The organism is Chryseobacterium sp. GP-SGM7, assembly GCF_049166575.1.
Lineage (GTDB): Bacteria > Bacteroidota > Bacteroidia > Flavobacteriales > Weeksellaceae > Chryseobacterium.
Map to the genome: position 1 here is coordinate 77,476 of NZ_JBMHFF010000001.1, position 22,730 is coordinate 100,205.

The 22,730-nt window shown below is 32.4% G+C and carries 19 protein-coding genes; 13 read left to right on the forward strand and 6 right to left on the reverse strand.

The genetic code is table 11. The annotated features are described in order from the left end of the window. Positions 1–12: 12 nt before the first annotated feature. From ACOOWA_RS00390 to ACOOWA_RS00415, 6 genes are all read left to right on the forward strand, one after another. The gene (locus ACOOWA_RS00390; RefSeq protein WP_421372393.1) at positions 13–624 is read left to right on the forward strand and encodes a DUF4254 domain-containing protein; all 612 of its coding nucleotides are present in this window, start codon (positions 13–15) and stop codon (positions 622–624) included. Then, a complete protein-coding gene (locus ACOOWA_RS00395; protein ID WP_421372396.1) occupies positions 621–1,067 on the forward strand; it encodes a hypothetical protein in 447 nt (148 codons plus the stop codon). Before ACOOWA_RS00390 ends, ACOOWA_RS00395 begins: the two co-directional genes overlap by 4 nt. Positions 1,068–1,078: 11 nt before the next feature. Beyond that, positions 1,079–1,672 (forward strand): GTP cyclohydrolase II, encoded by a 594-nt coding sequence (gene ribA, locus ACOOWA_RS00400; protein WP_421372398.1) that lies wholly within the window; start codon positions 1,079–1,081, stop codon positions 1,670–1,672. 305 nt (positions 1,673–1,977) lie between these two features. After that, complete coding sequence (locus ACOOWA_RS00405) at positions 1,978–2,421, forward strand: hypothetical protein (protein WP_421372400.1); 444 nt, start codon at positions 1,978–1,980, stop codon at positions 2,419–2,421. A 16-nt stretch (positions 2,422–2,437) separates the two neighbouring features. Beyond that, a complete protein-coding gene (locus ACOOWA_RS00410; protein ID WP_421372403.1) occupies positions 2,438–8,812 on the forward strand; it encodes an FG-GAP-like repeat-containing protein in 6,375 nt (2,124 codons plus the stop codon). Continuing rightward, positions 8,809–9,279 carry a hypothetical protein gene (locus ACOOWA_RS00415; RefSeq protein ID WP_421372405.1) on the forward strand — a complete coding sequence of 157 codons (471 nt, stop codon included), beginning with the start codon at positions 8,809–8,811 and terminating at the stop codon, positions 9,277–9,279. The genes ACOOWA_RS00410 and ACOOWA_RS00415 overlap by 4 nt, the downstream gene beginning before the upstream one ends. Before the next feature lie 223 nt (positions 9,280–9,502). Here the strand turns inward: ACOOWA_RS00415 and ACOOWA_RS00420 are convergent, their stop codons facing one another. Beyond that, on the reverse strand, positions 9,503–10,030 hold the full coding sequence (locus ACOOWA_RS00420; protein WP_421372407.1) for a hypothetical protein: 528 nt from the start codon (positions 10,028–10,030) through the stop codon (positions 9,503–9,505). A 115-nt stretch (positions 10,031–10,145) separates the two neighbouring features. Between ACOOWA_RS00420 and ACOOWA_RS00425 the strand changes: the two genes are divergently transcribed. The 6 genes from ACOOWA_RS00425 to ACOOWA_RS00450 all read left to right on the forward strand — a co-directional run bounded on the left by ACOOWA_RS00425 (position 10,146) and on the right by ACOOWA_RS00450 (position 15,422). Continuing rightward, positions 10,146–11,861, forward strand: a complete 1,716-nt coding sequence (locus ACOOWA_RS00425) for a glycoside hydrolase family 3 protein (protein WP_421372410.1) — start codon at positions 10,146–10,148, stop codon at positions 11,859–11,861. Positions 11,862–11,870: 9 nt separating this feature from the next. After that, positions 11,871–13,019, forward strand: coding sequence for an N-acetyl-alpha-D-glucosaminyl L-malate synthase BshA (gene bshA, locus ACOOWA_RS00430; protein WP_421372413.1), 1,149 nt, complete (start codon positions 11,871–11,873; stop codon positions 13,017–13,019). A gap of 84 nt (positions 13,020–13,103) precedes the next feature. Continuing rightward, entirely contained in the window at positions 13,104–13,274 is a 171-nt protein-coding gene (locus ACOOWA_RS00435; RefSeq protein WP_421372416.1) for a hypothetical protein, read from the forward strand. Between the two features lie 144 nt (positions 13,275–13,418). Beyond that, positions 13,419–14,684: a DUF2851 family protein gene (locus tag ACOOWA_RS00440; protein WP_421372419.1), complete on the forward strand. Its 1,266-nt coding sequence runs from the start codon at positions 13,419–13,421 to the stop codon at positions 14,682–14,684. Between the two features lies 1 nt (position 14,685). After that, positions 14,686–14,907 carry a PspC family transcriptional regulator gene (locus ACOOWA_RS00445; protein ID WP_267280640.1) on the forward strand — a complete coding sequence of 74 codons (222 nt, stop codon included), beginning with the start codon at positions 14,686–14,688 and terminating at the stop codon, positions 14,905–14,907. A 2-nt stretch (positions 14,908–14,909) separates the two neighbouring features. Further along, a complete protein-coding gene (locus tag ACOOWA_RS00450) occupies positions 14,910–15,422 on the forward strand; it encodes a GNAT family N-acetyltransferase (RefSeq protein ID WP_421372422.1) in 513 nt (170 codons plus the stop codon). 58 nt (positions 15,423–15,480) lie between these two features. Here ACOOWA_RS00450 and ACOOWA_RS00455 read toward each other — a convergent pair whose 3' ends face one another. Together ACOOWA_RS00455 and ACOOWA_RS00460 are read right to left on the reverse strand one after the other, a co-directional pair. After that, the gene (locus tag ACOOWA_RS00455) at positions 15,481–16,266 is read right to left on the reverse strand and encodes a carboxypeptidase regulatory-like domain-containing protein (RefSeq protein ID WP_421372424.1); all 786 of its coding nucleotides are present in this window, start codon (positions 16,264–16,266) and stop codon (positions 15,481–15,483) included. A gap of 7 nt (positions 16,267–16,273) precedes the next feature. Then, a complete protein-coding gene (locus ACOOWA_RS00460; RefSeq protein ID WP_421372426.1) occupies positions 16,274–17,020 on the reverse strand; it encodes a hypothetical protein in 747 nt (248 codons plus the stop codon). A 182-nt stretch (positions 17,021–17,202) separates the two neighbouring features. Between ACOOWA_RS00460 and ACOOWA_RS00465 the strand changes: the two genes are divergently transcribed. Continuing rightward, entirely contained in the window at positions 17,203–20,355 is a 3,153-nt protein-coding gene (locus ACOOWA_RS00465) for a UvrD-helicase domain-containing protein (protein ID WP_421372428.1), read from the forward strand. A 66-nt stretch (positions 20,356–20,421) separates the two neighbouring features. Here the strand turns inward: ACOOWA_RS00465 and ACOOWA_RS00470 are convergent, their stop codons facing one another. The 3 genes from ACOOWA_RS00470 to ACOOWA_RS00480 form a co-directional block, all read right to left on the reverse strand. Then, positions 20,422–20,931: a ferritin gene (locus ACOOWA_RS00470; protein ID WP_421372430.1), complete on the reverse strand. Its 510-nt coding sequence runs from the start codon at positions 20,929–20,931 to the stop codon at positions 20,422–20,424. 143 nt (positions 20,932–21,074) lie between these two features. After that, entirely contained in the window at positions 21,075–21,530 is a 456-nt protein-coding gene (locus ACOOWA_RS00475) for a hypothetical protein (RefSeq protein ID WP_421372432.1), read from the reverse strand. 179 nt (positions 21,531–21,709) lie between these two features. Further along, positions 21,710–22,705: a hypothetical protein gene (locus tag ACOOWA_RS00480; protein ID WP_421372434.1), complete on the reverse strand. Its 996-nt coding sequence runs from the start codon at positions 22,703–22,705 to the stop codon at positions 21,710–21,712. Positions 22,706–22,730 lie beyond the last annotated feature (25 nt).

The window sequence follows — 22,730 nt, forward strand, 5'->3', positions numbered from 1 at the left end:
TTCTCAATTTCAATGAATTTTACTGATACTGCCTGGAAAATCTTCAATCAATCAATTGAAGATTATCATGTATTAGACAATGTAGAAACTCCTGTAAAAAATCCGTTTGAAAGCGATACTTTGGAACGGATTTTGTATGCTAAAAACTGGATTGATACCGTTCAATGGCATTTGGAAGATATAATTAGAGATGAAAATATAGATCCTGTTGAGGCTCTTCAGCTAAAAAGAACAATAGATTCTTCGAATCAGAAAAGAACCGATTTGGTAGAATTTATAGATAGTTGGTTTTTAGATAAATACAAAAATATTACTCCAAAACCTAATGCTAAAATAAATACTGAAACCCCGGCTTGGGCTGTTGACAGATTATCTATTTTGGCGTTAAAGGTTTATCACATGTCATTAGAAGCAAACAGAGAATCTGCCTCTGAAGAGCATCGTTTAAATTGCCAGTCAAAATTAAATGTACTGCTTACCCAGAAACAAGATTTGTCTACTTCGATTATTCAATTGCTTACAGATATTGAAAACGGTGATGTTAAGATGAAAGTGTACAAACAAATGAAAATGTACAATGATGAAAGTCTTAACCCAATCCTTTATCAAAAGGAGCAAAAATGAAACGACTATTTTTTCTTGGAATACTGCTAATAATCACCTCTTCCTGTGCTACCGAAAAACTGAATATGTCACCGTTGTCAAACAGTTTATCAAATGATGCAAAAGCAGAGTCTGACAAGAATATTAGTATTAAAATTTCAGAAAATGTAAATGCATCGGAGATTACGAATTTAATTTCTACTTTTCCTAAATTTTCGAACACTGCTGTAAATGAAGAAGTGACTAATCTTAAATACACGCTTCAAAATTATCTTTACGCAATAGAATCCGGAAACAAATCAGGAAAAAACAAAACTTTCCGAAATCTAGAAAAATCTTATAAAAATATTCAGAAATTAAGAAAATTTCTCAAAAAAGATGAAGATGAAGTTCTGAACAGATATTTGGTAAGATTAAAAACTAACGTTACCGTAATAGAAGATTCTGTAAACGAAAAAAAATAAATAAAAATTCAATGATTAAAATTCAGGCGGAAGCTAATGTTCCTACAGAGCATGGCAAATTCCGAATGATCGCTTTTTCGGAAGATGAAAATGACTGGATGCCGCACATGGCAGTAGTTGCTGAAAATACAGATTTGTCACAACCCGTCAATGTACGTTTTCATTCTGAATGTATTACCGGAGAAGTTTTTCATTCTAAAAAATGTGAATGCGGACAACAGCTTGATGCAGCAATGAAATATATGCACGAAAATGGTGGATTGATTATTTACCTGCGTCAGGAAGGCAGAAATATAGGAATCATCAATAAACTTAAAGCTTACTCTTTGCAGGAAAAAGGTTTGGATACGGTTCAGGCAAATTTAGAACTCGGCTTACCTGCAGATGACAGAAATTTTGGTGTGGCTATTGAGATTTTGAACCAACTTAAAATTAAAGATATCAATCTTTTGACCAACAATCCTGATAAGGTAAGATTTGTACAGGAAAGCAATGTCAATTTAAATTCAAGAATTCCACTGCAAATTCCGGCAAATGAAAATAGTAAAGGTTATTTGCAGACTAAAAAAGACTTTTTTGGTCATTTCTTAGACGATCAGAAATAAGTTTCACAGATATAATAACAAATCAAAAGCTCCGAAAAATTAATTTTTCGGAGCTTTCTTTATTATAAAAATTTGAAAAGATTTCTTAAATTATTTTTTAAGCATTTTAGCGTTGGCATATTAATTTGAAAAAACATACTATAGTTAATATTTGATCTTTCTTCACTTTTACCCAAAATAAATTTAAATCTATATAAACTAATCACACAAATATTATTAATACTTACTTGGAGAATTTTTCAAAAAAAAAAGTTACTGAATTAATAATTTATTATATTTGAATTCCAAAACAAAATACAAAAATTATGAAAAAAACTATTTCAACAACTGTATTTCTTCTAGTATGCAGCTATTCTTTTGCACAAACTGTAATTTTCGAGTATGACGAAGCCGGAAACCAAGTACTGAGAGGGTTATGTATTGGCTGCAAATCAAGCAATAAAACTTCTATTCCCTTGGAATCCAAACCGCTAACAATCTTAGAAGAGGTAACTAATAATATAAAGGTAGCTCCTGTACCTGTAAAAACAAATCTTACCATATTTTGGGATTCAAAAGTAAAAGATTATATTAACCGAATAGAACTTTTGGCATATAATGATGTCAGAATTTTAAGTTTTTTTAATATTAAAAATACGAGTAACAACTCCTGTATTTTTAATATGGAAAGCTATTCTTATGGAGTATACTATCTCAAATTCTATTTATCAGACGGAAGTATTTATACTAAAACCATTACTAAAAACTAAAAAACACTCATAAATCATGAATAAATTATTTACGTTTTTTATAAGTATAATAACGGCATGCACCCTACATGGTCAAAACAATTACCATGATACCCAAGGAAAAATAGAGGTAACAGCTGGTGGTCAGTTACAATACACTTTACCTATTGATGTTCCACCAGGGGTTAAAAGTGTTTCGCCCAATATTAGTCTTATGTATATGAGTAATTCTAATAATGGAATTGCAGGATATGGGTGGAATATTTCCGGGCTTACAGCTATCACAAGAACAAGCAAAACCATAGAAAAAGATGGAGAACTAAAAGCAATACAGCTTGATTATTCTGATTACTACAGTTTTAATGGACAAAGGCTTATTCTTTCCCCTGACAGCCCCGCTGCATATGGGCAAGATGGTGCAACCTACGTAACCGAAAAATTTTCTAATGTGAAAATAAAATCTTTAGGAGTTTACCCGGTTGTAGGCGGGCCTGCAGAGTTTGAAGTAACATTCGAGGATGGAGCCCAGGCTTGGTATGGTGCATATACAGTGGGTTCTAGAAATATTCATGTGACAACGCCATCAGAATATAATATTGTAAAATGGAAAGATGCGCAAGGGAATTATATATCATATGGCTATGAATCTACTAGCCTTTCGGCAATAAGATCACCTGGAACTGTAAGGATATCCTCGATTCACTGGGGTGGTAATGAAACACTTAACAAACCTCATTTTAATGAAATCTTATTTAATTATGTAGATAGAGATTTAAAAGAACAATCTTATATTCAAGGATTAGGTTTTACCCAAAATAGAATATTGTCAGAAATTATTGTCAGATCACATGGAACTCAATTTAAGAAATATACCATTGAATATTTGAAAAACGGAACAAATTATCAGTTCGTTGACAAAATAACAGAGTACAACAGTAATAATGAGCCTGCTAACCCTGTCATTTTCTCCTATCCTAACAGAACGGGAACAATAGTCTCTGGCGCTAATTTTGGGAGTGAATCTTTAAATAATGTTAGACATAAAGGCGATTTTAACGGCGATTCATATATTGATTTTTTAATGTCTAATGGTACCGTCAAATTAGGTGCTTTTAATGAAAATTTCACTACTGTTACCTCAAATACAACTTTTAATCTCAATGCCGTTGTAGTCCCTGCGCTGTTAGACGAAGAAGGACAAGTATATAATGGAAATGGCATTGTACAATATATGTATGATAGAGTAGAAGGCTATATTTTTAGGAATAATAATTTTGTAAAGGTTTTTGAAAAAACAGTTATTCCTACAGCTTGCTCAACTTGTACTATTGCTTTTAATGAAGGAGATATAAACGGAGATGGAATATCTGATCTATTTCTGACTTTTACCAACGGAGGATTTCAAGATAGGTTTGTTATAGATCTCAAAAATCCAAATAATCCTGTTTTTACATATTCAGGTGACGGAAGTTTTAGTGAAAGTTCATATATTGATCAAAAATATATAGATGTAGATGCAGATGGGAAAGTTGATATTATTAATATTTCTGACACATCCTATACTGTATTTGAGTTTGTAAAAACAACGCCTACCCACTATACAAAAAAAATAAAATTTACAGGGAATCTATCTGAAACAAAAGGCTCTGGCTTTCCTGTACTTTTTGGAGATTTTAATGGTGATGGGAAGCTAGATTTTACACTACCTCTTACTGAAGGAAAAACAGGTAAAGATGATTGGCGTTTTTATATAGGTATGGGAAATGGTTTTTATAATTTCAGGAAAGATAATTTTTTAGTCTATAAAAATATCTCTACTACAAATAACGGATATTGGCTTCAATTTAGTAAGACATTTTATTCGATATCAGATATTAACGCTGATGGAAAATCTGATATTGTTCAAGTTTACTCCTACTCAAACTTATCAGGAAGCAGTTACAGATCAATTGGGGTTACTGTTAATTCTGTTACATCTAATGGTAATGGTATATCCAATGGTACAGTTAACGGTATTATCGATTTTACCTTCGAAAATATTTATTCGTTTCCTTCATCAGGAACTTTTACCTTAATTCAGCCATACAATGATCTCTCATTGTATCAGCCAATTACTAATACAATACGATCTAATAACAATTATTATAATGTATTTCTCTTTAGAAAGGATAATTTACTAAAAATAAAAGCGCCAACTTCAGTTGCTGAACTGGCTAGAATAAAATCAATCAGTCAGGGTGGGGTAACTACAACTGTAGATTACTTCGAGTTAAATCCTGATGTAAATAGCAATTATTATAAGAAAGTTAAAAAAGAGTACTATCCCTATTTTTCACTGCAGAGGGCAGATCAGTCCTTTGCTGTTTTACAGTTAAAACAGGCAGGAAGAAAACAAGACTTCCGATACAGAGGAATGACAGGGCATTTTCAGGGAAAAGGAATATTGGGATTTCTTCAGTCTGCTCATTCAACATGGTATGCAGATGGATATGAAAATACGAAGATTTGGAGCGGTGTAGAAATAGATCCACAAAATGATGGAGTTCCAATAAAAGAATGGACAATAAGAACAAATGATGAAACAAAAATTTTCCCACTTGACATTTCTGAAAATAACGCACAACTACTCTCATACAAAAAAACAGTTTATCAGAATGATAAGTTGCTGAATGGACAGATTGTAAGTATTGTATCTGATGCAGACAGACCAAAAATCGTAACAGCAATTATCCCAAAAAGTACTCTTACAAAGGATTTTTTAACAAGCACAGTAACTACAGGTAACATCACCTATGAAGATCATTATCTTCCTATAAACACAGTATCAACAGTTAATAATAATTACGCAGTAAAAACTACTACTTATGAATATTTACATAATCCTAGTGGAATAGCAAATAATTATTTTGTAGGTCGTCCAAAATCTAAAGTAGAAACTGTACAGGCTTATGGCGATACTAAATCTTCTAAAGAAGAATATGCATATGAAAATAACCTTCTAAAAACTTCAAAAACATGGAATAATATTAATACAAATTATTTACTTAATACCTATTCATATGATGGATTTGGAAACATTATTCAAAAATTAAGTACCAATTCTGAAGATAACCAAGTCATTACAGAGAAATCTATGTATGAATCTAAAGGACGATTTGTAGAAAAAAGCACTAATAATTTAGGCCTTGAAACATTATTTAGCTACAATAATCAAGGACAAACCATCACACAAACTGACCCTTTTGGTACTGTTATAACGAATAATTATGACAATTGGGGAAAATTACTATCATCCATTAGTTCAATAGGCGGAACAATTCTCTATACTTATGAAAAACTGGTAAGCAATGGTGGTAAAAAAACTTCTCAATTTACACAAGACGGAGATGTAAAAATTACTTATACAAATATTTTAGGTCAGAATTATAAAAACTCTTCCAAAGGTTTTGCACAAGGAACGTATGTTTCCAACGAAACTCAATATGACATATTAGGAAGAAAATGGAAAGAATCTGAACCTTTTTTTGAAGGACAAAATGCTTCTCAATGGAACATTATTGAATATAATGATACTACATACCCTGCCAAAGTAACTGCTACATCATTTACAGGAAAAAGAATAGAAACATCTGTAACCGGGACTGTTACTACAGTGAATGAATTAACCGGTTATGGAAGAACCAATACTAAAATAATTGATGCTTTAGGTAATGTAGTAGAAACTACAGATAAAGGTGGCTCCATCAGTTTTTCATATAATGCTTCGCAGCAGCAAATTGAAGCAAAATACGAGAACAATACTGTTGTTACTACTTATAATGAATGGGGGCGAAAATCATCTTTCCACGACCCATCTAACGGATTGTATGAGTATGAATATACAGGTTTCGGAATTATTAAAAAAGAAACAAGTCCAAAAGGGTTTAAAGAATATAATTACTCTTCGAATGGTTTGCTTTCTAATGTAAAAGAATTTTCTAACGACGGTATTTCTACAAATAAAAATTATGATTTTAAGTATAATACTTTTGGGCAAGTAATTTCAAAATCAGGATATGCTAATGGAAAATACTTTCAAAATAATTTCAACTATGATAATAATGGTCGTTTAAAAAGTGATATAGAAGATTTTGAAAAAAGGAGATTCTATAAAAAAGATATTCTGTATGACGCAATGGGTAGAATTTCACAGTATGTACAAGGATTGCAATCTTCGGGAAATACTACAGAAGTTACTATAAATAACAATTACAGTATCATAAATGGAGATTTAGAATCTATCAGTGATGCAAACAGCGGAAAAATTCTTTGGCAACTTCAGGATATTAATGCTAAAGGACAAGTATTAGTAGGAAAATTAGGGAATACTCAGATTAGCAACCAATATAATAGCTTTGGATTTTTAGTTCATACTTCTCATGCCTCAGCTAATACGGACTTAATGACATTAGGTTACAGCTTTGATGCTATAAAGAATGAACTAAACTATCGAGTTCACCATAACTTCAACATTAGTGAAGACTTTCACTATGATGATAATAATAGATTAGTGGAATGGACAAATCCTAAAACAGGTCAAATATCGTCTAATAAATATGATGATAAGGGAAGAATTACAGTTAATGATCAGTTAGGAGAGGTCGGATTTGGTACCAATGGAAGTCAATATCGTGTTACGAGTATAAAACTTAATGCTCAGGGAGTAGAAAATTATGATTTGAATGGACAGAGTAGACTTCTTCAGCAAATAACTTACAATGAAAATAACGATCCTATAAAAATTGACGGGACACGCGGTGATTATGATTTTGCTTATGGATTATCTGAAAACAGACAGATCATGTATTATGGTGGGAATTTTCAAAATATTGAAGAAGCTCATTACGAAAAATATTACAGTGAAAGTGGAGATGCTGAAATAATTATTGATAGAAAAAGCGGAAAAGAAAGACACATTCTGTATATAGGAGGAACACCTTACAACTCCAATATTATTTTCATAAAAAATATCGGGTTAGATGGAAGTGGCTACAAGTTTTTACATAAAGATTATTTGGGCAGTATCTTAGCAATTAGCGATGAAAATGGTGAAGCAGAAGAACGAAGACATTATGATGCCTGGGGAATTTACACACACCTAAAAGTTAAAGAAAATACTATTTATATTGGAAAAGAAATTGAAGAATATCTTGAAAAAGCACAGTTTCTTATTATAGATCGTGGCTATACATCTCATGAACATTTGTATGCTGTGGAGCTCATTCATATGAACGGTAGATTATATGATCCTTTACTAAGAAGATTTTTAAATGCAGACGAGAATATACAGGATCCTACAAACACTCAAAGCTATAATAAATATGGGTATGTTATAAATAATCCGTTAATGTATAATGACCCGAGTGGGGAAATATGGGCAGCAGGATTCTTTTTATCCTATATAGTTCCTGTAATCTATGGAGCAATCATTGGAGGTGTTATTGGTGCAGGTATTTATACAATAAAGTCCCTAATTACTAAAAACTGGACATGGAGTGGTTTTGGGAAGAGTATTTTGATAGGAGCTGCGACAGGAGCCGTTTCGGGAGGTCTTTCTGCCACTTATACTGCCACTGGCTTTCAAGGTGCTGTAGTCATGGGAAGTATTAATGGAGGTGTAGTTGGAGGTGTTGATGCTTTACTTAATGGCAAAAACTTTGCTACAGGATTTTATAAAGGCGGTTTAATGGGAGCAGCTATGGGAGCAATAAGTTATGTGGTTTCTAATTTTGTTTCATACTACAAGTCCAAAACACCTGATAAAATAACTTCATCGGAATTAGAAAGTCAAGGATATGATGCATCAAATCAAGATAATCAGGATTATTATACAACAGACATACAAGTTCAAAATGATTTCAATGAAACTACAGGAGATTATCAAGTCTCGGTAGAGAATATAAATACCGAATATAAACTTGCAACAGCTCAAAACATCCCCGATGGATTCAGCTTAACAAGTGGAAATCAAATTTGGACTAATGATCCGAGAGAATCTGGGTATGTATTGGGAATTACTACTAATAGAAATAAAAACTGGTGGGAGTTTATGACAAAGGGCGAAAAGTCAACAGTCCTAATTGCTCCAAATCTTGGATTAAAAAGTACATTTATTAAACAAGCGGTTTTTGGTCATGAGTTTATTCATGCTTATCATCGGTATATTAATTTAAGAGCACTTTATGGAAAAAACTATTCAAATTACACAGAGTCATCTGCCTATCATTTTACTATAAACTTATTAAAAGTTAATGGTCAGGATTTTAGTAGTTTTTTAAGTCAGTTTTATAGTTACGGGGGACATTTTCCTGGCCCTTTTAATTGGACATACGCTATTAAAAATATAGTTAATTTCAAAACTGTTAAGCCATGAAGTATATTCTTAATTGTATCCTTGTTTGTCTTTTAATTAACTGTAAGGAAAAAAACAAAATTTATCTTAATGACATTGTAGGCATAATTCATCAGAATAATAATATTGAAAATAATATTACTAATAATTATTATGTACTCGATGAACGGTTTAAAGATTCAGGCAGGCATAAATTGGGATTAACCGCAGAAGAAGTTATTGCAATTAAGAGAAAAATTATAGAAGAAGATTTATATAAACTAAATGATTCTCTAAAATTTGTTAAATCATATAATATTAGTCGCTTATCTAAGCTTAGTATTATATATAAATCGGGAAGAAAACAATCTTTTATATTTGAAAATTATAATTATAGAAGTAATTTTAATAATGAATCTTACGATAAAATTGCGAATGTTGAAGAATTAATCGCAAAAATAATAATGAAAAAAAAGATTGATCCAGAGACAGTAAATATTCATTTTTAGAACGAAAACGTTAAAAATTAATTTTATCTAATGACTTACTTGTAAGTTATATTATTCTAAGTAAATAAGCGATATAAAATATATAAAACTAATAATCTCTATGTTTTTATAGTATTATACTAACTATTTTTAACATATTATCCAAAATAAAAACTCCAAAATACGTGTGTGATTTGGAGTTTTTATTTATAAAAATTTGAAAAGATTCTTTTTTTAAATTTGATTACAATTTAGTAACCTTTGAGTCATCAATATTATAATATTTAATTACTGCATTGTAATCGCTGTAATCTACAGGTGCACTTGCTCCTTTATTTAAGAATCCTGCAGGAACTAAAACAATTCTAAATGTTTGATTGCTGTAATATTCCGGTGCAGTTGCAACATTAAAATTACCTGAAACGTAAATTTGAACATCATTTTTTGTAAAATCAAAATCATAATCTATTCTCCTTCCAGAAACTTCATTGATCGTTTTGGGAATTTGCTCCCAAACATCGTTTCCTCCAACTATAGCTTTTAATCTGTAAACCAAAACCATATCAGAGTCCAACATTCCATAAGAGGTAAGCGACTGATTTATAAAATGCTGTTGAGCTGAACTATTATATTGAAAGCTTCTTGTAATTTCTACAACGCCTGAATAAGTATCATTATCGACATATTGTACATCATCATCATTGTTGTTATCGCAGCTGTAAGTGAAGAAACTCACGAAAGCAAGCATTATAATTGGAAAAAATTTTCTCATTATTTAAATTTTATATTATTATTAAATATGCCGAATCAAAACATATACCAAAAACTGAAAAAACTTTCGTATTCATCCTTTTTTTAATCGTATTTTTGTTCATATCCAAAAAATCATGAAGAAATTAGTTTTTAATTTTCTCTTAATCATATCTTTTTCCGGCATCCCTCTTTCTGCGCAATATCAGCCTAAAGATATCTCAAGAGCAGATGTTAAGAAAGCGAATCAATGGGTTGAACAAATTTATAACAGTCTTTCACAGGATGAAAAACTTGGACAATTATTCATTGTTGCATTATACACCAATAAGGATGACAACCACATCAACCAAGTGAGAAATATTGTCACTAATGACAAAATTGGTGGCTTGATTCTGATGCAGGACGATGCTTCAAGAGAAATCAATCTAGTGAATGAATTCCAGCAGAAGTCTAAAATTCCGTTAATGATCGGGATGGATGCTGAATGGGGAATTTACCAAAGAATCAATACCGCTCACAAGTTTCCCTGGGCAATGACTTTGGGAGCAATTCAGGATAAAGAATTGATTTATCAGATGGCAGCAAAAATTGCGGAAGACTGCAAAAGAATGGGAGTTAATTGGGATTTCGCACCGGTTGTAGATGTAAATACCAACCCAAGCAACCCGATTATCGGAAACCGGAGTTTTGGTTCGGAAGTTTCTAATGTAACGAAATCTGCATTATCTTATGCAAATGGTTTACAGGATAACAATATTCTTGCTGCTATCAAACATTTTCCGGGACATGGTGATACCAATACAGATTCTCACCTTGATCTTCCGGTAGTTTCTCACAGTCTCGAAAGATTAAATAAAATAGAAATCGCTCCTTTTAAAGCTTTAATGAATAAAGGAATTGGCGGAGTTATGGTTGCCCATTTATACGTCCCTAGTTTGGAATCAGGGAAAGGAATTCCCGCATCAGTTTCAAAGAAAATTGTGACCGATTTATTAAAAGATAAATTAGGCTACAAAGGTTTAATTATTACCGACGCTCTGAATATGGGTGCAGTTGCCAACAAATATAAGCCGGGAGAATTGGATGCTTTAGCTTTCAAAGCAGGAAATGACATCATGCTTTTCTCTCAAGGTGTTGCAGAAGGTAAAAAACTGATCCAGAAGGCAATTGATAAAGGCGAAATTTCACAAGACAGAGTTGAAGAAAGTGTAAAAAAGATTCTTTTGACTAAATATTATTTAGGTTTAAATCAATACACCCCGAAAAATCCTGAAAATGTAAACTTTGACATCAATAATAAGTCGCACACAAAATTGGTGCAAAATCTTTACTCGAATGCGTTGACCTTATTGAAAGACGAGAAAAAACTCCTTCCTTTAAGCTCAAACACAACGTATTATTACATTCCGCTGGAAGAAGCACCTTACCAGACTTTTGCAAATCAATTAAATGTAAGCTCGAAAGTTATTGTTAAAAAGGCTTCTGAAATCAATACAATACCGGCAAATTCCACAGTGATTGTCGGTTTTCACAAAGATAATTCTACGGCTTATAAACCTTATAAAATTTCAGCAGAATCGAAAAAAGTATTGGCCGATTTAGCTAAAAACCAAAATATAATCCTGAATGTTTTCGGGAGCGCTTATGCATTGAAAGATATTGATATTTCTAAAGTTTCCACAGTTTTGGTTTCTTATGAAAATAATGATGACTCGATGACGGCAACAGCTGATGCGTTCAACGGAAAGACTAAAATCTCGGGAAGACTTCCCGTTTTAATCAACGATACATTAAAACCAGGAATGGGAATCGACCTGAAAGTTTCCCACAAAATAAATTGCATCAAATAAAAAATAAAAATGAAAATAGGCATACTTTGTTACCCAACATACGGCGGAAGCGGAATCGTGGCAACAGAACTCGGAATGTCTTTGGCAAACAAAGGCTATGAAGTACACTTCATAAGTTCGGCACTTCCCGCGAGATTAGATATTACCAATCCTAATATTTTCTTCCACAAAGTTAATGTTCAGACGTATCCGCTTTTCCAGTATCAACCTTATGATATTGCGTTGAGTTCGATGATTTACCGTGTAGTGAATCTTTATAAATTAGATTTACTTCATGCTCATTACGCCATTCCTTATGCTTATGCGGCTTTTACAGCAAAGCAAATGCTAAAGGAAGACAATAACGATATTCCTTTGGTGACAACACTTCACGGAACAGATATTACTTTGGTAGGGCAACATCCGAGCTATAAACATGCGGTAGAATTTTCGATTAATCAATCTGATGCGATTACATCGGTTTCTGAAAGTCTGAAAAAAGATACGCTGCAGTTTTTCAACATTAAAAAAGAGATTCAGGTGATTACCAATTTTATTGATAATTCTGAATTTGATGAGCTAAACGAATGTCAAAGAACTCAGTTTGCCAATCCTGACGAAAAGATATTGATTCACGTTTCAAATTTACGTCCGGTAAAAAGAGTTGACGAAGTGCTTCAAATCTTTAAAAATGTTGAAAAAAAGGTTAAATCTAAACTGGTTATCATTGGCGAAGGTCCCGATATGGAAAAAGTAAATTCTTTCTTAGAAGAAAATCCGGAATTGATTTCAAAGATTCGGCTTTTAGGAAAAGTGAATGATTTATATAGAATCCTTCAGCTTTCAGATGTCTTTCTACTTCCTTCCGAACAGGAAAGTTTTGGTTTGGCAGCTCTAGAGGCGATGGCAGCAAACACTCCTGTTATCAGTTCAAATGCAGGTGGAATTCCTGAGGTGAATATTCAGGGAGAAACAGGGTTTTTGGCTGAAATTGGCAACGTAGAAGCGATGAGTAATTATTGCATTAAATTATTAAGCAATGACGAACTTTTAGCCCAAATGAAGATCAATGCTAAAGAGCAGGCTATAAAATTTGATCTGAAGAATATCCTTCCTATTTATGAAGATATGTATAAGGAGACCCTTGAGAATTTTAAAGGCGAACTTACAAAAGCCTAAATCATAGAAATACATCACAAAAAATCAGGGCATTTGCTCTGATTTTTTGTTAAAACTAAATTTCCTCGAAAGTTTGTTGCAGGGGTGCGAGAAGCTTTCCCGGTTACCGGAAAGTCTCCTGCAAGCTGCAGTAAGGTTTCCCTGCTTCCGGAAAGTTTGCTGCAGTCTGCAGGAATGTTTCCGGAGAGTCAGATTGCTTCCTGCAAAATACAGCAGTTTTTCGGTAATAATTATTCCATCAGAATTCCAATGTAAGCTCCGTAGGAGCAAAACCTTTGTAGAAAAAGTTTGAGGTTGTCAATTGCGCTCCGTAGGAGCGCCACCTTCAATACTATCAAAAAATAATTCAAAATTTAAAAATATTTTCATTAAATTAGTTGTAATACAAATACACAACTGATGAAAGAAAAACTCCTTCAATATCTTTGGAACTTCAAAGTATTCACTCACTTCAATTTCACAGACACCGATGGAAATCCTGTGGAAATCTTAGAATCAGGAAAATGGAATACCGATTCCGGACCAGATTTTCTGATGGCAAAAGTCAAAATTAAAAATATTATTCTTGCAGGAAATATCGAACTTCATGTAAAATCTTCCGACTGGATTTTCCATCAACACTCAAAAGACCCGGCCTATCAGAATATCATTCTTCATGTCGTCTTTCAGAATGACATCGACATCAAAGAATTTAAAGAGCAAAATATTCCAACACTGGAATTAAAAGATCATATCAACAAAAATATTTTTGAAAAGTATGAGAATCTTTTGAAAGAAAGTCAGTTTATTCCGTGTGAGAAAATTTTTAATACCAAGAAAATTCCGATCAACTTTCACGAGGAAAATTTATTAAAAAAACTAGAGGAAAAATCTTTAGAAATAGAAGCCGATTTACAGCGAAACAAAAATAATTATGAAGCCGTTTTATTTCATCACCTCGCTTACTCTTTTGGTTTGAAAGTAAATGCTTTCATCTTCAAGCAAATTGCGGAAAGCATCAATTTCAATACAATTATTAAAATTCAACAGAACAGAACACAGCTTGAAGCATTATTTTTCGGAATTTCCGGCTGGTTGGATAATCCACAAGACGAACAAATAAAATTATGGAAAAGAGAATTTGATTTTATTACAGCTAAATACAATCTTTCTGACATTAAAATTTATCCAAAGTTTTTGAGATTAAGACCACCAAACTTTCCTACAATTCGTTTCTCGCAATTTGCAGATTTGTATTTTCAGCATCAAAATTTGTTTTCAAAGATTATTTCAGCACAGAATACAAGTGAATTGTTTGAAATTTTTAAAGATATAAAAGCTTCAGAATATTGGGATCATCATTTTAATTTTGGAAAAATATCTCCCGTAAATCAAACAAAAGTTTTAACGAAAGATTTTATTGAGCTAATTATTTTAAATACAATTTTACCCGTTAAATTTACCTATCACAAGCATCAGAATGAAAATATCAGCGATGAGATTTTAGCTTTTTACAACGAAGTTCGGGCAGAGAAAAACTCAGTTATTGAGCAATGGAAAAATTTGGGTTTAAAAATTAAGAACTCAACCGAAAGTCAAAGCCTTATTTATCATTTTAAAAACTATTGTGAAACAAAAAATTGCTTAAATTGCGGTATCGGATTTAAAATTTTAAAAGAATCTTAAAATGTTTGGTAATCTACGTCACAAAATGGAACGCGAATGGTTTGGTGTACTCACAAGAATGGGTGCTAAACTGGGAATTCCGGTTTCTAAACTCAGAGTTTTCTTTATCTATTCTACTTTTGCAACGGCAGGTTTTTTCTTTTTAATCTACCTCGGCTTGGCTTTTACACTTTGGATAAAAGATATTTTCATCACCAGAAGACCTAGTGTTTTTGATCTTTAATCATGGAATTTATACAGATTACTTCGCCCGATGATTATCGTGTGCAAAAGATTTATAATTCCTACTCTACTTCTTTTCCGGAGGATGAAAGACGCGATTGGTATAAATTCATCCGGTTATTTGAACATCCGAAAGTAAAGGTAATTTCTGTTATGCATGATTATAAAAATATCGGCTACCTCATCATTTGGGAATTAAGCAACCATGTTTTTGTGGAGCATTTTGAAGTCTTTTCTGAGTTCAGAAATCAAAAATTAGGTTCAAATATTACAGATTATTTATTTAAAAATCATCCAAAAATAATTTTGGAAATCGAACCGGAACATCTGAATGAAGATTCTAAACGACGTTTTTCTTTTTACCAAAAAAATGGTTTTAACGTGATTGATGAAATGTATGTACAGCCAAGTTACGGAGAAGGCAAACAGAGTCTGCAGCTCTGGCTTCTTGCCAATTATTTTCCTGAAAATTTACAGGAAGTAAAAGATGAAATTTATGATATTGTTTATCATTAAAATATAAATCTGAAGTTTTTTAAAAAAAATTTTATTCTAACAAATTCCTCTTATTTTCTCAGTCTGTAGAGTTAGTATTTTTTCTAATTCGATCAACGAAAACCGGAAGTATTTCTTCCAAATTAAATATAACTCCCGAAATATTTTTCGCCCTTACATATTTTCTCACATCTGGTTTTACAGTAAAACTAAATTCTATAAACTCTGAAATTCTTTCAGGCGGAATCCCATCTTTCACAAAATCTTCATCAGCAATTCTTTTGCGTATCCAAAGAATATCACTTTGCAGATCTTCATATCTGTACCGTCTTTTCTGTCTTCTCGCTTTACCGCTAATCAAATCATAAGTGCCCTGAACATTTAAATTACCCAAAGCAGCAGCCAATAAAACATTTTTTACTTCTGCAGGAACTTCACGAGGTTTTTCACCGGTTTTAGGTCTGGGAAGACCAATCGCTTTCTGAAGTTGATCTTTTTTGTCAATTTTAGAAAGTCTTTCAGCATCTTTAGACAAATCTCCTGTTGCAGAAACAATTTCAACTTCTTCAATCTCTTCAGGAATTCTCTCCAGAACAATGTTCATAGGAATATCTACGCTGTAAACTTTTTTTGAAACTCTCTCATAGCCTTTCTTTGCAAATCTTATCTCATCATTTTCAGAGGCCTCAATAGAAAATTCACCTAAAGAATTGCTATACACTCTTTTATCAGTAGAAATATTAACAACTATTACCGAAGCCAGAATCATATCATTTTCACTCATCGTTTTCCCCGAAACTTTCTGCTGACAAAAAAGATGGGTTGTAATACAAAAGAAAAATACTGCAAGAATTTTTCTCATCATCAGTGTTTTATTTTTGTGTTTGTGGTGCCCGGTAAGAAGAAACCCTCATCAAAACCGAATTTTGAAATCTCATTAAATCACCATCACTTACGAAGCCGTATTTCAGGATTTTCTGTCTTTCAAATCCTCCTGCGAGAACATATTTGATAAAATGATTGATGAAAGGCTTTTCGATCTTTAAATCTGTAAAATATTGATCTCCTAAAGCGTAAGCAAGATAATTTTCAAAATCAAGATCATCCCATTTGTTTTTTACTTTTCCTACGGAAAAGCCTTCACCTCTCGGTTGGACAAATTGCCCTGGTTTCGCTGCTAAAATTCGTGGATCAGATTTTTGTTTGAGATAAGCATTGATCTCCGCTTTTAGTTTTTGAACTTTCGCAGGTTGATTTAATGTTTTGGAATCTATTTTTAAATCTCCGCTGAGTCCTTTTTTTATTTCGACTTCAGCAATCAATTGGGCAGCTATTGTTAACTGCACACTCATGGGCGACTCTACATTTTCCTTGAAAACTTTTCTGTCGATTCTCTCATATCCGCTTTTGAAAAAACGAAGAATATCACCCTCTCTCCCGGATACCATAAAATGGCCGTCTCTATTGGTAAGAGCCTGTTCGTTGGTTCGCATGTTGATCACCGTCACACCCGGAACTTCAGTATGATCTTCAGAAGAAATCTTCCCGAAAATATAACTTTGAGCATTGATTTGAATGAAGAAAACGAATGAAAGGATAAAGAGTAGTTTGAATTTCACAGATTATTGTTTTATTCAACAAAACTAAAGTTATTTTTTAATTCAGTCATAAGTTTAACCAGACTTAACGTGATTTAATATTTTTTTTGAATTTAAAGTTCAAAACTGTTAAAATATAGGCTCGAATTTGTTAAATTTTCAATTAAATTTTATCTAAATTGCACAAAATCTTCTGCTAAAAAATGTCAAACTCTTATACTGTAATCAATGCATCGGCTGGTTCGGGCAAAACTTACGCTCTTGTACAGAGACTATTGATGATTTGTTTGAGGTATCCGAATCAACAATCGTCAATTAGAAATATTTTGGCGTTGACATTTACCAACAAAGCCGCCAACGAAATGAAAGAAAGAATTCTTTCATGGCTTAATAAATTTACTGCTAAAGATTATCTTGAAAATAATGATTTAAAAAATATTCAGAAAGCTTTTGAAACGGAAGATTTAAAAATCACAATTGACGAGCTTCATCATCGGGCAAAAAAATTGTTAGATTATATTCTTCACAATTATTCAACCTTAAATATCGGAACAATCGACCGTTTTAATTCCCGATTGGTGCGAAGCTTTTCCTATGAATTGGGTCTGGCTAAAAATTTTAATCTTGAAATCGATGCAGAACCATTTTTGATTGAAGCAGTAGATAAAATGCTTGATCAAATTGGAGAAAACGAAAATATTTCTAATTCTTTTATGGATTATGTCGATTATAGTCTTGAAAATAACGAGAGAATTAATCTCAATAAAAACCTATACAATTCTGCGAAAGAATTTGTAAAAGACATTCATTACGAACACCTGAAGGACAATAAAGAATTTGATGATACGAATTATGAAGACATCAAAAATACGTTAAGAAAAGAAATTACCGCCAACAAAAAGCAATCTTTAGAACTTGCTTTAAGCTCAATTGAATTGTTCAAATCAAGAAATATTGAGATTGAAGATTTTGCACAGGGAAAAAACGGACTCGGTGGATTTTTCCCAAAAGTTGTGGAATTTTATCAGAAAAAAAGACCGGGATTTCCTTTTCCAAGTTCGACCGAAGAATCTGTCGTTGAAAAATACCGAAAAGGAGCCGCTGCAAAATCAAAGCATAAAGAATCTGAAATTTCAGAAATATTGGAAAAACTTCTTGAAAACAGAATGAAGCTGATTCTTCTCTTCATCGAAACTCAGAAAAAAGAGAAAATACATTCTGCTTTGCTGCCTTTAAAAGTGAATAAAGACATTCAGGATGAACTGAGAAAAATTGAGGAAGAAAATGATTTGGTTCTGCTCTCGAAATTCAATATCTTAATCAATGAAAATCTTAAAAATGAGCCTTCAGCATTTATCTATGAAAAAGTAGGTTCGCAGTTTCAGCATTACTTTTTTGATGAATTTCAGGATACTTCAGAATTGCAGTGGCAAAATTTTGTTCCGTTGAGAGATCACAGTATTTCGTCAGAAAATACTTCTTTTACTTTGGTTGGAGATCCGAAACAAAGTATTTACCGTTTTCGTGGAGGTGAAAGCAAACTGATGCTGGATATTATCAATAAGAAAGAATTTTCGCCTAAGCAAGCAGAATTATTAGTTTTAAAAGACAATTGGAGAAGTGCCAAAAATATTGTTCAGTTTAATAATGACCTGTATCATTTCCATTCTTTAAACCTTGAAGAAGAACACCAACATATTTTCGGGATTGATGGCGAACAAAATCCAAAAGCAGGTATTGAAGGCCGAGTAAAAATCAATCTGATTGAAAATTTAACCAATGAAGATTTTTACAATGATGTTTCGAAGAAAATGCAGAAAGACATTCAGGAATCTTTAGATAATGGATTCAGGTTTTCAGACATCACGATTCTCTGCCGTGGAAACTTTGATATTTTCTCTTATTCGCAGAAATTAGGGAATCTAAAAGTTAATTATTTGGGGGAAGAAACGAATATTAAAACGATTTCCGATAAAGGTTTAACTTTAGAATTATCGAATACTTTACAGGCTGTTGTGGAGTTTCTGAAATGGGAAACCAATCCCAAAAACAAACCTCATCTGATTATGATGATGTTTTACCTCAACAGATTGGGAAGAATTGATATGCCCGATTTTACTTTAGGAATGAAAGAAATTCTGGCTTTTGAACAACATGAGGAAATCATTCATTTTATTGAAGAAAAATATAAGGTTAAATTGAAACAGGATCGTTTCCCTAAATTTAATCTTTACAACTTTATTGAATATTACATCAACGAATTTTCGATTGAAAACAAAGAAACTGACTTTCTTCTCAACTTTTTAGAAATGCTTTTCAATTTTACTCAAAATGCAGGAGCAAGTACAAAAGAATTTCTGAAATACTGGGATGAAGAAGCCTCAACCTACACAATTCAGGCTTCTGAAAATATTGATGCGATTCAGATAATGACGATTCATAAGGCAAAAGGACTTGAATTTCCGATTGTTTTCATTCCGATGATGAATAAAAACCGTGATTCTGAGTTTACCAACTGGTTTGAAAATGATGAAAAATCAGTTTTAAAATCGGTCAACATCAATCAGTTCAACAAAAATCTTGAAATGTATGATGAGGGAATTGAAAAATTTAACCATGAAAATTCTTATAAAAATTTAGTAGATAGATTGTGCCTTCAATACGTTGCGACAACCAGACCTGTAGAACAGTTGTTTTTTTATCTTCAGAAGCAGAATAAAACATCGAATAACTTAGAAATCTTAGAATTTGTTCAGTCTAAAAACTTACAGGATTCAGATGAATTTGATTTGTATGAAACTCATCCTGAAATGCTGAAAAAGCAGATCACTCATAAAAAGCCTGAATTTAAAACCGAAAACATCCAAAATCTCAGAAACGAACATGAAAATACAAGTTCAATAAAAATTGCAACGCCATCAAAAAACTATCAGGTAAGAAATGAGAAAGTAAGAATCGGGCTTTTTGTACACGAACTTCTTTCAAAAATCAACACCGAAAAAGATATTGACAAAGTTTTGGAAGCTTATGTTTTGGAAGGTCAGATCACGCTTGATGAAAAAGAAAATATTAAAGAAGATTTGAGAAAAATCATTCATCAACATTCTGAATTCTTTGATGAAAAATGGAAAGTAATCAACGAGAAAGATATTATGATTTCCGAAAGAGGCATCAGTAAAATTTATCGTCCTGACAGAATTTTGAAAAGTGATGAAGGCTACATTATCGTCGATTTCAAAACCGGAATGGAAACCGAAAAAAACGAAAAACAAATTGATACGTATAAATCGGTTTTAGAAAATCTGGGAATGAAGGTTATTAAAACACAGCTGATCTATATTCCTGAGAATCTTTAAGATCTGAAAAAGTTTCGGCGGCATCTTTGATGCCGCCGAAATTTTATGATAAAATTAGAAAATAATTTATGCTGTCGCATCTGCTACAAATACTCTTTTCGCCAATTCCTGATCAAAAAGATATAATGCAGAAGGATTATCGCAAACCATTTTAATTTTCGTTACATACTGAGAAGCACTAGCTTCTTCTTCCACCTGCTCATTGATAAACCACTGCAAGAAAGAAGTTGTTGCAAAATCACCTTCGTCATTGGCATTTTTTACAATATTAAAAATACTTCTGGTAACTTTCTTTTCGTGTTCCAAAGCTTTTTCGAAAATATCTGTTGCGTTTTCAAACTGATGCGGTGGTTTTGTAATTTCACCAAGGATAATTTCGCCTCCAACATCATTTAAATAATCAAACATTTTATCTGCGTGCATCAATTCTTCTTTGCTCTGAACTCTGAAGTAATTGGCAATTCCGTCTAAATCTTTTGCTGAAAACCAAGCAGACATTGATAAATAATATTGAGCCGCATATTGCTCGTGCGCGATTTGTTCGTTGATTAGTTGTGCAATTTTTTCACTTACCATAATAAAAATTTATACTCAAATTTACGGATTATAAGGCAAATTCGAAAGTTTTAAAAAAATTTAGATTTAGATTGAATATAAAAAGGACAGAATTGCTTCTGCCCTCTAACATTAAAATCAAAATTATAAACTTCTACATCAGCTTACATTGAAGTTCCAGACTGAGGCTTTGCCATCATTTTTCTCTCTCCTTTCATTCCTCTTTCTTTCATCATGGCTTTTCTCTCTTCCATTTTTGCTTTTCTTGAAGCCTGCCATTTATTATATTGTTCCGGAGATAAAATGCTTTTCATATCGGCATCCATTTGCTGTCTTTTGGCTTTCATCTTCTCCATTTTTGCCTGTCTTTCACCTTTGTTTTTATCAAACTCAGCTTTCATTTCAGATTTGCGTTTTTCGTGCAGAGCTTTTATTTTTGCAACCTGAGAATCATTAAGATTCAGATCTTTCTGCATTTCGGCCATTTTTTCTTCATGCTTCTGCTCCATTTTTTTGTGCATTTCCTCTCTGTTGATTTTTTTATCCTGAGGATTCACTTGCTGTGCCATTGCGAAACTTCCTGTTACGATAAACGCTGCGGCTAATACTAATTTTTTCATGTGCTTAAATTAATTAATTGTTTGTTATATCTTTTTGATACGAAATTTTTAAAGAAGTTAAAAACGAAATTCATAAATATTGTTAAATTTTAATATTAAATCTTTAAGAATTTTAAAAATAAAAAAGAGAGTAGATAAAAAATCTACTCTCAACACCACTCAAATATAATATATGAAAACTAATTTCTAACTAAATTTCCTCTGAAGCCGGAATTTCTTCCTTCATCACTTCTTCTTTCTTGTCTTGGAGAACTTTGTCTCGGACCAGAACTTTCGTTTCTCTGTTGAGATCTGAAGCCTCCGTTCCCGTTATTTCGAGGCGAGCTGCTTTCTGATCTTGGAGAAGCCGTTCTTGGAGTTTCAGATCTGAACCCACCATTACCATTATTTCTCGGATAATTATTTTCAACTCTCAGATTTTCAGATCTGAAACCACCGTTTCCTGAATTACCTCTCACCCCATTATTTTTTGTACCGCTTTCAGGATTTCTGAATCCTCCATTATTACCAGACCTCACTCCACCTTCATTTCTTACTGCGCCAGAATTGTTATTTCTAAATCCTGAATTTCTCACCACATTTAAAGTTGGGTTGTCACTTCTACGGAAACCGTTTCTTTCAACTCTGTAAACATTAATATTTACATTTCTATATCTCGGGGTTACCCTAAATCTCGGAACATAATGCGTTCTTCTGTAATTTTGAAAATAAACAACCGGGCTTGCTCCGTGATAATAATTATTCTGGAAAACCACGAAAACTCTTGGTCCTAAAATTCTTTCCATAGCATAAAATCTGTCATAATACCATCTGTCTGGATTATAACGGTAGAAATTATTCCAACTTGCAAAGTTTGAGTATAAATTATTCAGATATAAAATCTGATCAATTTGCCAACGGTTTAATCTGTTTTGAGCAAAAAAGCCATTCCAGTTGATATTGATGATACTCTGCCTGTAATCATTGTAATAACTCTGGTAATAATCCTGCGGATAATAATCTTGTGGATAATTGTAGTAATAATCATCCGGAAAATAATTCCTGTCATCTTCATCACTGTAATATCCATCGTTATTCCCGTAATATCCATCATTATAACCTCCATTATTTGGATATTGCTGAGCAAAAGTTAATGTTGCTAATCCAAGTGCAAATCCTATAAATATTTTTTTCATTTCGTTAATCATTAATTGGTTAAAA

Coding starts and splice junctions, on each gene's coding strand:
- ACOOWA_RS00465 (WP_421372428.1), top strand. CDS start 17,203: ATGTCAAACTCTTATACTGTAATCAATGCATCGGCTGGTTCGGGCAAA.
- ribA (WP_421372398.1), top strand. CDS start 1,079: ATGATTAAAATTCAGGCGGAAGCTAATGTTCCTACAGAGCATGGCAAA.
- ACOOWA_RS00425 (WP_421372410.1), top strand. CDS start 10,146: ATGAAGAAATTAGTTTTTAATTTTCTCTTAATCATATCTTTTTCCGGC.
- bshA (WP_421372413.1), top strand. CDS start 11,871: ATGAAAATAGGCATACTTTGTTACCCAACATACGGCGGAAGCGGAATC.
- ACOOWA_RS00455 (WP_421372424.1), bottom strand. CDS start 16,266: ATGATGAGAAAAATTCTTGCAGTATTTTTCTTTTGTATTACAACCCAT.
- ACOOWA_RS00395 (WP_421372396.1), top strand. CDS start 621: ATGAAACGACTATTTTTTCTTGGAATACTGCTAATAATCACCTCTTCC.
- ACOOWA_RS00450 (WP_421372422.1), top strand. CDS start 14,910: ATGGAATTTATACAGATTACTTCGCCCGATGATTATCGTGTGCAAAAG.
- ACOOWA_RS00390 (WP_421372393.1), top strand. CDS start 13: ATGAATTTTACTGATACTGCCTGGAAAATCTTCAATCAATCAATTGAA.
- ACOOWA_RS00475 (WP_421372432.1), bottom strand. CDS start 21,530: ATGAAAAAATTAGTATTAGCCGCAGCGTTTATCGTAACAGGAAGTTTC.
- ACOOWA_RS00480 (WP_421372434.1), bottom strand. CDS start 22,705: ATGAAAAAAATATTTATAGGATTTGCACTTGGATTAGCAACATTAACT.
- ACOOWA_RS00420 (WP_421372407.1), bottom strand. CDS start 10,030: ATGAGAAAATTTTTTCCAATTATAATGCTTGCTTTCGTGAGTTTCTTC.
- ACOOWA_RS00440 (WP_421372419.1), top strand. CDS start 13,419: ATGAAAGAAAAACTCCTTCAATATCTTTGGAACTTCAAAGTATTCACT.
- ACOOWA_RS00405 (WP_421372400.1), top strand. CDS start 1,978: ATGAAAAAAACTATTTCAACAACTGTATTTCTTCTAGTATGCAGCTAT.
- ACOOWA_RS00470 (WP_421372430.1), bottom strand. CDS start 20,931: ATGGTAAGTGAAAAAATTGCACAACTAATCAACGAACAAATCGCGCAC.
- ACOOWA_RS00415 (WP_421372405.1), top strand. CDS start 8,809: ATGAAGTATATTCTTAATTGTATCCTTGTTTGTCTTTTAATTAACTGT.
- ACOOWA_RS00410 (WP_421372403.1), top strand. CDS start 2,438: ATGAATAAATTATTTACGTTTTTTATAAGTATAATAACGGCATGCACC.
- ACOOWA_RS00445 (WP_267280640.1), top strand. CDS start 14,686: ATGTTTGGTAATCTACGTCACAAAATGGAACGCGAATGGTTTGGTGTA.